At 41.0% G+C, this 10,074-nt stretch carries 10 protein-coding genes and 1 pseudogene; 1 reads left to right on the top strand and 10 read right to left on the bottom strand.

The window, feature by feature from the left end; all coding sequences use genetic code 11:
- Positions 1-116: 116 nt before the first annotated feature.
- From hisF to DYY65_RS10345, 10 genes and pseudogenes are all read right to left on the bottom strand, one after another.
- Positions 117-914 (bottom strand): imidazole glycerol phosphate synthase subunit HisF, encoded by a 798-nt coding sequence (hisF, locus tag DYY65_RS10300; protein WP_162477877.1) that lies wholly within the window; start codon positions 912-914, stop codon positions 117-119.
- 1 nt (position 915) lies between these two features.
- Positions 916-1,626: a 1-(5-phosphoribosyl)-5-[(5-phosphoribosylamino)methylideneamino]imidazole-4-carboxamide isomerase gene (gene hisA, locus DYY65_RS10305; protein ID WP_162477878.1), complete on the bottom strand. Its 711-nt coding sequence runs from the start codon at positions 1,624-1,626 to the stop codon at positions 916-918.
- A complete protein-coding gene (hisH, locus tag DYY65_RS10310; RefSeq protein WP_162477879.1) occupies positions 1,617-2,252 on the bottom strand; it encodes an imidazole glycerol phosphate synthase subunit HisH in 636 nt (211 codons plus the stop codon). Before hisH ends, hisA begins: the two co-directional genes overlap by 10 nt.
- Positions 2,253-2,255: 3 nt before the next feature.
- The gene (locus DYY65_RS10315; RefSeq protein ID WP_162477880.1) at positions 2,256-2,867 is read right to left on the bottom strand and encodes an imidazoleglycerol-phosphate dehydratase; all 612 of its coding nucleotides are present in this window, start codon (positions 2,865-2,867) and stop codon (positions 2,256-2,258) included.
- A gap of 5 nt (positions 2,868-2,872) precedes the next feature.
- The gene (locus DYY65_RS10320; protein ID WP_162477881.1) at positions 2,873-3,841 is read right to left on the bottom strand and encodes an HAD family hydrolase; all 969 of its coding nucleotides are present in this window, start codon (positions 3,839-3,841) and stop codon (positions 2,873-2,875) included.
- 83 nt (positions 3,842-3,924) lie between these two features.
- Entirely contained in the window at positions 3,925-4,335 is a 411-nt protein-coding gene (locus DYY65_RS13075; RefSeq protein WP_162477882.1) for a hypothetical protein, read from the bottom strand.
- 11 nt (positions 4,336-4,346) lie between these two features.
- Positions 4,347-4,994, bottom strand: coding sequence for an aminotransferase class I/II-fold pyridoxal phosphate-dependent enzyme (locus DYY65_RS13080; protein ID WP_162477883.1), 648 nt, complete (start codon positions 4,992-4,994; stop codon positions 4,347-4,349).
- Positions 4,991-6,286, bottom strand: coding sequence for a histidinol dehydrogenase (gene hisD / locus DYY65_RS10335; protein ID WP_370519354.1), 1,296 nt, complete (start codon positions 6,284-6,286; stop codon positions 4,991-4,993). The genes DYY65_RS13080 and hisD overlap by 4 nt, the downstream gene beginning before the upstream one ends.
- A complete protein-coding gene (gene hisG, locus DYY65_RS10340; protein ID WP_162477884.1) occupies positions 6,283-7,260 on the bottom strand; it encodes an ATP phosphoribosyltransferase in 978 nt (325 codons plus the stop codon). Before hisG ends, hisD begins: the two co-directional genes overlap by 4 nt.
- Before the next feature lie 72 nt (positions 7,261-7,332).
- Positions 7,333-8,585 (bottom strand): annotated as a pseudogene (locus DYY65_RS10345) (hydroxymethylglutaryl-CoA reductase, degradative).
- An 824-nt stretch (positions 8,586-9,409) separates the two neighbouring features.
- Between DYY65_RS10345 and DYY65_RS10350 the strand changes: the two are divergent.
- On the top strand, positions 9,410-10,074 hold a 665-nt coding region (locus tag DYY65_RS10350), incomplete at its 3' end, for a CBS domain-containing protein (RefSeq protein ID WP_236561790.1).

The following is a 10,074-nucleotide window of genomic DNA, read 5'->3' on the forward strand; positions in this document are numbered from 1 at the left end:
GGGACTTGGTTTGGCTTGGTTTGCTACAGTATTTTCTAGAATAAAGGTAGTCGAAGTTCAATTAATCTAAATTAATATAAACTAAATTAAACTAAATTAAATTAAATTAAATAAAACTAAACTCTGACTTCAATTCCGTTACTTTTCAAATAATCTTTCACTCTGCCTACACTTGACTTTTCATAGTGAAAGATCGATGCTGCCAATGCGGCATCAACGTCGGTCTGTTTAAATACTTCCAGCATATGCTTTGGCTCGCCACATCCTCCAGATGCTATCACCGGGATACGGACAGCATCACAAATAGACTTCGTCAAGTTAATGTCGTATCCATTCTCTGTACCATCTGCGTCGATACTGGTGAGCAAGATCTCCCCAGCGCCTAAAGATTCTACCTTTCTAGCCCATTCAATTGCATCAATCCCAGTGCCTGTCTTTCCACCAAAGATTTTGACTTCGAACCAGTATTCTTGATCCGAATTTTCAGACCTGGCCTCGCGACCTCCTACATTTTTCTTGGCATCTATAGCCACTACCACGCACTGCCTGCCGAATATTGACATCAAATCTCTGATAAGCTCAGGATTCTTAACGGCTGCCGTGTTGATTGATACCTTGTCGGCACCACTGAGTAGTATTTCACGTGCATCTTCTAACATCCTTATACCTCCGCCTACAGTAAATGGAATATCTATAACCTTCGCTACATTACTAACAACGTTCCTCATTGTTTCTCTCCCCTGTTGTGATGCAGTAATATCAAGGAAAATTAACTCATCTGCGCCTTGTGATTTGTACTTTTGAGCGAATTCAACTGGATCACCTGCCTCTTTGACTTCTTCGAAATGAACTCCTTTTACTACTCTTCCATTGTCAACATCCAGACATGGAATTATTCGTTTGGCCAACGGCATACTATGAAATCGCCTTCACTCTTTCAACGTGAATTTTGCCCTCATAGAGTGCCTTGCCAAGTATTACTCCGCTACATCCAATATTTTTAACCCTGATGGCATCTTCGACACTTGAAACCCCTCCGCTCGCAATTATTTTTGCACTAGCGATGCTAGCCGCGGAAGATAATGTTGGAATATCTGGGCCTGACATCGTCCCGTCCCTCTCCACGCTAGTGAGTAAAAACTCTCTAACTCCCATGCTCATAAAAAGAGTCAGAGATTCAATAACTCCTGATCCTGTTGCCTCTTTCCACCCATCAACCATAACTATTCCATTACTTTGATCGAGCGAGATCACTACTCTATCTTGGTTTTTCCTAGCAATTTGCTTGATGGAACCAGGATTCTTGTAAGCCATCGTCCCAATCACCACTTTTGCTGCATTTTTACTAAAGAATTCCTTCGCTGCTGGAATGGTTCGTATACCCCCGGCTACTTCCACAGGAATATCGACCTCGTTTATTATTCTAGAAACGATCTCAGTATTATTTCGCCCAGTTTGTAAGGTGGCATCAAGGTCCACTACATGTAGCATATCTGCCCCAGCATTCTCCCATTTTTTTGCAATCTGCACAGGGTCATTGCCGTAGATCACTTTATTGTCCGGATTACCTCTTACCAACCTGACAACATTTCCTTCAAGCAAATCTATAGCTGGTATTACGAGCATTGAGTACACTCCTTTAGAAAATTTTTTATCATTATCCCTCCCACAGCGCCAGACTTTTCGGGGTGGAACTGAGTTCCGAAAAGATTTCCGTCCTCTACAAGCGCCGGGATCACGCTGCCGTATACAGAGTTTGCAGCGACTATATTTTTGTCCGTAGGCTTTACAAAATAAGAATGAACGAAATAGACCCATGAACCATTCGATACCCCACGCAAGAGCTTGCTGTCGCTGTTAGTTATGGATAAATTGTTCCAACCCATATGGGGAATTTTAACTTTTTTGGAAAGCATTACTACCTCTCCATCTAGAATTTTGAGGCCGTCTAGAGTACCCTCTTCACTCTTGTTAAATAGCATCTCCATCCCCAGGCAAATCCCTAGCATCGGAACACCTCCATTGATGGCATCTTCCATCGCTTGGAGCAATGATTCCTTAAACGGCTCAACGGATCTTATCGCTGGGTCGAAATTGCCCACCCCTGGAAGGACTACTCCTGTAAAACCTCCTAAATCATTAAGCTTTCGCAGTATCGAAACACTCTCGGCACCATTCCGCTCTAAAGCAGCTTTTAGGCTAAAAAGATTTCCTGCCCCGTAATCAAATATTGCAATATTATTGCGCTTCATTACTTACATCGCACCTTTGGTACTTGGGATCCCGTCTTTCCTTCTTTCATCGATGCTAGCTGCCATTCTGAACGCCACTGCGAAGGCTTTGATCGCCGCTTCAATTTTATGATGATCATTTTCTCCACTCTTCACTATAACGTGAGTACACGCGTTCAAGTTTTGAACCAATGATCCTACAAAGTGTTCTAGGTCTTCGCAGGGGATTCCCTCTACTGCGTCAGTTGTTAAATCTAGGTTCACTGTACAAAATTGGCGTTTTATTAAGTCTATAGTTACGCTTGCAATCGACTCATCCATAGGAATAACTGCATGACCAAACCTTCGGATGCGAGATCTGTCGCGAAGAGCGTTGTCTAAAGACTGAGAAAGGGCAATCGAAATATCTTCCACAAGGTGGTGTAAAATCCCGTCATTTGAATTCGCTATCAATGTAATATCAACCATACTATGTTTTGCAATAGCCACAATGAGGTGATCTATAAATGGAAGCCCGGTGTTTATGCTTGCATCACCCCATCCATCGATATTTGTTTGGACTGACACATGTGTCTCCTTGGTGGACCGGTCGACATTAGAAACTCTAGGTGTGATACTGTATACGTAATCTCCCAATAATATTACTTCTTTAATGATATATTATTTAACATATTTGGTAGATCATTGATATCTTGAATAACAAAGTCAGCTCCATTGTTCGCCAAGTGCACTTTAGTTTCGAGTGGTTTAGAGCTGTATCCATAAATTCCACAGAATGCAATCCTAAGATTGGTCTTTTTTTCGGCTCTTCTAACCATTATCAAGTCCTCAGAGGCATCACCTACATAGAGGGCAGTTCTGGCGCTCATGTTTTTCATGGCCTTGATTATGGCGTAGGGATTTGGTTTTGCAAATTCCCTTGGTTCATCTTCTAGGAAAACTGAGCAATTTGGCTTTAGATAACCAAATATTGATTTAAGTGAAAATTCTGCAGCTAATTTGCTCCGTCCAGAAACAACCGCAAGATTACCTTTAAACCTCCTTGCCAAACTGTTTGCAGTGGCTTTAGTTATTATCAATTTGTCGTTTTCTATCAATGGCTTGCCTGAATAGTATATTGGGTCAAAATTGTGCAATTTCTTAAAGAGATTTGGTCCATAGAATAGCTCATCAAATATTGTAGCAAGAACACTCTTTCCTGGTGGAGCGGGATAACCCAACCTTCTTTTGAGATTTTTTATGCGAGTGGTTGAAGTTAACGTAGCTAAATATTTTTCAACAGAAGCAATGCCTTCTTCATTTGAGTTTGAGGCTACTTGAAATAAGAAGTTTCTAGCATCAGGAATTCGTTTGTGAGGTTCAGCTAACTCTGCTAGACATATTGCATAAGATGTATCGACATCATTATTGAAGCCTCCTGTCTGTCTGAACTTGAGAATTATTTTGTCTGTCACCAAATCTGTTCGTCTACGATTGGTTAGTGTCCTTCCGTCAGAGTTAAAGTTCTTCAGAATAAACTTAACACTTCTCTTGATGGCAGCGTTATAAGATTTCCTAATGTCCACTAGGCAGCCATCAACATCAAAAAGAGCGCAATCGAAATCCTTCAATTAATTCAGCTATCTTAGACTAAACTAAACCCAATTCTAGTTCAATTTCTGCTTCTATTACTCCTTTCCTTCTTATCATTCTTTCAATTATAACAACCAACAGCCTTGTAAATCGAATTTAGAAATTTATCGTTCATCTCGCTGGTTCCTATAGTAACTCTCAAGCAGCCTCTAAGTCCATTAACGTTTCCAAACGCTTTTACTACTACCCTGTCATCTTTTAAAGTGTTTAAAATCCTTCCGTAATTATCCTCAGATGCAAGAAAAACAAAGTTTGCATCAGATTTGAATACTGTTATGCCTGTCAATTTAATGAGTGCGCCAGAAACTCTCTCTCGCTCCCTCTTTACTAGTTCGACAGTCTGTCTTAAGTAAGCCTTATCAGAAAGTGCATAGGTCGCAACTGCGAGCGAAAAACTATTGATAGGATAAGGAGATTGGATGGATGTTCTGAACACATTTGCAAACCTTTCATTTGCTATCAAGTATCCCACCCTAGCTCCTGCTAATCCACACGCAGAGTCCGCAATATTATCAAGTTATCATAGTTTGCAATCTGTTTTGCAAGACTGTAATTTCCGAATTCAACATATGCTTCATCAATCAAAACCAGCTTTTCTTTTAGCTGCTCTATGATTTTCAGAATTTGGGTCTCAGGAAACTGGTTGCCGGTGGGATTGTTTGGAGAGCAAATATACACTATGTCTGACTGTGCTGCATGCTTGAGAAACTCTACTTCAGGTAGCCCATTGTCTCTGTTTAGGGGCACTTTGTTTAGCTTTATACCGTGTAACTCACAACGATTTATAAAATAGGAAAAGGTCGGAGTGAAAACAGTTGCCTCCTGGCCTTTTCCGAAGATAGAGAGGAGCAATTCAATTATTTGATCAGAGCCATTACCAACTCCTAGATATCTTGCGTCTATACCGGTGTAAGAGGAAAGTTGTGAATAGAATTCTTCATATTGTTCCAATGGATACTCACGGAGATCAGTATGTGTCACTGCACGTGATGCCATTTTCATAATATATTGACTGTCAAGAGCGAAATTTTCATTTGAATCGAGTTTTATTGACTGCTCAACTTTCTCAGGTTTAAGATAAGAGTCTAGCTTTGAAATTCTATCCAACTTGCTAGACAGCCAATTAATCATTTGGTCATCAACCGTTCCTGTACTGCTTTGAAATGATTGAATAGTCCCTCTGCTGTGGTGATTTGGTCAATATAAGGCCGCACTTTTAATAACCCTTTTTTGGTTCCTTCTACTGTAGTGGTAAGTTTTAAAAAATCAAGGACTGAAAGTGACCCTCTGGTTTTTCCAAAGCCGCTCGTAGGCAAAATGTGGTTAGAGCCGAAACAATAATCGCTTGCTGATGAAGGAGAATATTCTCCTACCAAAGTGAGACCAGCCGATCTTATCTTTTTCGAAATCTGTCGGGCATTCTTACACATCAACTGTAAGTGCTCCGGAGCAAGTTCATTTACAAAATCTATCGCAGTGTCCTGTCGTTTGCAAATAGCGATAAATCCATTTGCTTTTAGGCTTTCACAAATAATATCGGAACGAGGTATTGAATCATCCTTTAAAATATTTTTTACTTCCAATGAAACACGACTAGCCAGATCAGTGGAATCAGTCACTACACCACAGAAAGTATCATTACTGTGCTCAGCTTGTGAAATTAAATCCAGAGCAATCAATCTCGAATTTGACTTTGAATCCGCATAAATTAACAACTCTGTGGGCCCTGCCATCATGTCTATTGAGACTTCTCTAGAAACAAAAAACTTTGCCGCAGTGACAAAAATTCCCCCAGGCCCGACAATTTTGCTAACCTTCCTTATAGATGATGTTCCCTTTGCAAGGGCCGCAATCCCCTGTACTCCACCAACCTTGTAGAATTCGCTTACCCCGCAAATCTTGGCAGCTGCTAGTGTAAGGGGGTCAATCGTCCCATCTCTCTGCGGAGGAGATATGGCAACTATTCTCTTTACACCAGCAACTCTTGCTGGAACCATGCACATTAGTACAGTGCTAATATAGCGAGCTTTGCCGCCAGGAATGTAGCACCCCACGCTGGGAATTGCCTGAAACGAGCGTTGAACTTTTATTCCTTCCGAGGACACGGTGACGTTGGCAAGCTTATTCTTAATTGACGTCTCACATTTGGTCAAAAGTACTTTCACAGCTTTGATTGCTTGCAGTTGTTTCTTTGTAATCATGTTAAAGGCTTGCCTAAACTCCTCATCAGTAACCCTGAAGGTATCTAACGAAACTGCATCAAACCTTTCAGTATAATCTCTAATCGCATTATCTCCATTATCCTCCACTTCTTTGACGATTGACCCCACCCTCTGAATCATTTGATCTAAGATGCTCGAACTGGTTGTACGCAATCTTGCGACGTCTTTTTGAACGTCAGTGACCATAAACGTCTTTATCACGCGTGCTCATCTAGGTTTATTTCATCTAATGGTAGAATTTGTCTTGGCTCCAATACAACTAGTCCCTGGGCAATTTTTCTCATAGCGGGCACAAGTTTTATGAATTCATTCTTATCAATGATCGTGTTAACACTGTACCACCCTTGTTCACTCAACTGGCTGACCGTAGGTTTTTTAAGTGCAGGCATGCGTTCCAATAATCGATCCAGGTTCTCTTTCTTTACATTGACAAAAATGTGAAGTTTCTTTCTGCCCTCGACGACTCCTCTGAGTAAGGCGATCATATCGGCAATTTTCTCTCTCTTTTTTGTGTTCTTCAATGAGGATCTGTTAGCCACTAATACTGCGGAGGATTCCATCACCCAATCAATTATCTTAAGATTATTCTGCCCCAAGGTAGTGCCTGTCTCTGTAATATCAAATATAGCATCGACATCTTCTGGTGGTTTTGCCTCGGTAGCGCCAAATGACAGAAATATCTCCACTCTATTATTCTCTCCAACCCTGAGCCATGGGGTGATGATCATTGGATCTACATTTCCAAAGTTTTTTTGATAGGCAGGATTAGATTTGATGTGTGCGGCTGTAGTAGTTAGATACTCTGATGATATCCTAAGTGTTTTGTTTTTGGATGCAAATTCCTCAATCAGGTCAGACAGGTTGTTTGTCGCAAATGATTCTGGAACGGCTATTACTTGCTTCACCTTGCCATACTCTAAGTCCATTAGAGTAGCTATGTCTGCTTTGGCTTCCCTAACCCAATCCTTTCCTGTGATTCCAACGTCGTAAAATCCCTCCTGGACATACGTGGGTATCTCTTGTGGCCGCAAAATTTTGACTTCGATCTCGGGATCGCTTAACATCACTCGATAAGTGCGACCACGACCACGTATGCTCTGCCATGCCTGCTCTAGGAACTTAAACGTGGCTTCTTCAATACTGCCCTTGGGAATAGCAAATTTTACTGTAGCCATATTAGAGCCAACTCAACTCAACTCTACTCAATCCATTCATTTGCAAACCCTTGACGGGTATATATTTACTTATTATTGTGGTTGCTGCTGCTGTTGCTGTTGTTGGTTGGTTGATCCTTTAGACATCAGTGTAACGAGTTCTTTGGCTCTCAGTAAAGTTACGTTGTTTTCGTTGGCAATCCTAGTGGCTACGGCCTTGATTAGCTCTCCTTTAGCCCCCGCCATTACAGCCATATTTCTGGCGTGGAGTCTCATATGCCCAGCCTGAATTCCCTGTGTCACTAGAGCTTTCATTGCAGCCAAATTTTGAGCAAGACCAACTGAAGCTATAACTGAAGCAAGCTCCTTTGCTGTTTTAACTCCAACAAGTTTTAAACCCAATTTAGTAGTAGGATGAACTGACACGATCCCTCCAATTGTGCCTACAGCCAATGGTACCTCTAATTCACCGATTAGATCATTATTTTCTGATTTGAACCATCTGGACAATGACCTATATTGCCCGTCTCTTGCTGCATATGCATGTGCAGCTGCTTCAATTGCCCGAAAATCTTGACCAGTTGCTATGGCAACCGCATCTATACCATTCATTATACCCTTATTGTGAGTGACGGCCCGATAAGGATCAGAATGGGCAAAAGCATAAGCATACAAGATTCGGTCTACAATAGACTGCCCTCCCAAATTCTCTCTCCCAAATAAGGCTGTGCACCTAACTATTCGCCTTGTAGAGTAGTTTGAAAGTATCCTAAGAACAGCCTTTCCGCCTGTAAGTGATTCAAGTATAGGTGCAATCGTCTCACACATTTTATTTATCGTATTAGCACCCATTGAATCCTTGGTGTCCACAAAAATCTCAACAATGAGCATCTTTCCCATTTGGTTCTGACTTTCGTCTCGAATTATCCTGGTCTGAAGATCTGTTGCAACTACTGACCTGCTATCTGAATTTGCAGATTTAAGGAGCTCTTCTTTGTTATGTAAAATTCTTTCTACTATGTGGTTGTCGAGATCAGGTATTGACACAAGTTGCACTTGACCTATCATAAGTGCGTCACCAATGAAAGTAGAAAACCCACCATTGATTGACGCTATTTTTGCTGCGTTACTTGCAGCAGCAATCACGGATGGTTCCTCATGTATTTTTTACCATTTATTATGAAATTAGTCGCGATTCCTAGAGGTAGAGAAAGTGTTCCAATCGCATTTTCTATCATCTGATCTGCATTTTCAAAACTGTATTCAGGGTTAACAATATCCCCGATATCTTTCTCTGTGAGGCTAGTTTGGTCTCTTAAATGTCCTAGACGCTCAGTTCGATCCATGTCACGGAACTTTTTATCCTTATTTTTATTTCCATTTTGATTTTTATTCAGATGCACGTCTGCCTGCTCACCTAAGTACCTACCACCGTCGACCACTGACTCAATAATTAGTTACGGGATATCCTTAATATTTTGTCTCCCAATGTAAATACAATAATAACCACCTTTACATTAAGTCAAGTCACCAAAGTCTGGTGTCAAACCCCTGGTACCGTTCTCCTTCATAATGCGCAGAATGGAGAATTTTAGGTACTGACAATCAAACAATGTACAGACTGGGCATTGTTACTTGACTGTCGCGAGAAAGATACTCTGCTTCCTCAACTATTCATCTGCAGTGTAGACACCCGCTTCACCGTAGTCTTACTCTGAAAAAGTTTAAGAACGACAAATTGCATACGCGTAATGTCATAAGCAAGCTCTTTACGAAACAGAATTCTCTTGTTTAAACACTAGATAAAATCGGTTAGGTATATTCGCTATCATTTTGGATGACAATTTGATTAAAATTGATAGGCACGGAGCATGCCAGAATGTGGATAACGATTAAGTTAAATGAAGTTGCGGCCGCGAAGATTTTATTCATTCTTAGTTTGCATAACCACATTCATACATACATACATGCATACATGCATACATGCATAAACGTATACATACTTCATCCCCCATATTTCAAAAAGCTGACTGTATATTCACAGAAACACTGACTCCTCTCGGATATAGCTGCCATAGATGAAATAAGCAATGTGACAGGAAGTGCTCTGGGGTTTTAAAAAGAGGGAAGGTTTTTTAGTGCAATCCAGAGCATCTTTTGCTATATTCTCATGAAAGTTTCAGATATCATGGCTGAAAAAGTCCTTTCGATGGGATTAGAAGATACGGTATCAAAGGCCCTGAAGGATATGTATGATAATAATATCAATCAACTACCGGTGACTGACCCGGGAGGAAAGTACGTTGGTATGATCTTTGCAAAAGAATTTCTGAACCTTAATGCACAGCCTTCATCGAAACTAAAGCATTTCACCAAAAAGACACCAGTGTTAAGCCCAAACGACACAGTTGAAAAATGTACTCAGTTGATTGTAACTACCGGTAATAGGGCATTACCCGTAGTCGAAAATGCAAGTTTAGTTGGTATTGTCAGTGAAACTGACGTGGCTTTAACTGCCAACTTTGGGCACGCAACAGTAGATGAGGTAATGTCTGGAGCAATTGTTATTGAGGAGGGTTCCACACTCGCTAATGCTCTGAGTAAGATGCGTAGGTATAATATTTCAAGATTGCCAATCATCAAGACGAATGGTCTCTTGGCAGGAATTATAAACGCACTGGAAATTGCTAGAATACTCTCCGCTCCTCGGGAGAGAATGGGCAAGGCATCACGCGGGGTCAGTTCGACTACCCATCCTCGCGACACTATAGTAAGAGAGATTATGAGAAGAGCAGAGTCGGTAGAGAGAGGTACTTCATTAAATGCGCTAATTGA

Origin of the sequence: Nitrososphaera sp. AFS (assembly GCF_009898475.1) — an archaeon.
Classification (GTDB): Archaea; Thermoproteota; Nitrososphaeria; order Nitrososphaerales; family Nitrososphaeraceae; genus Nitrosopolaris.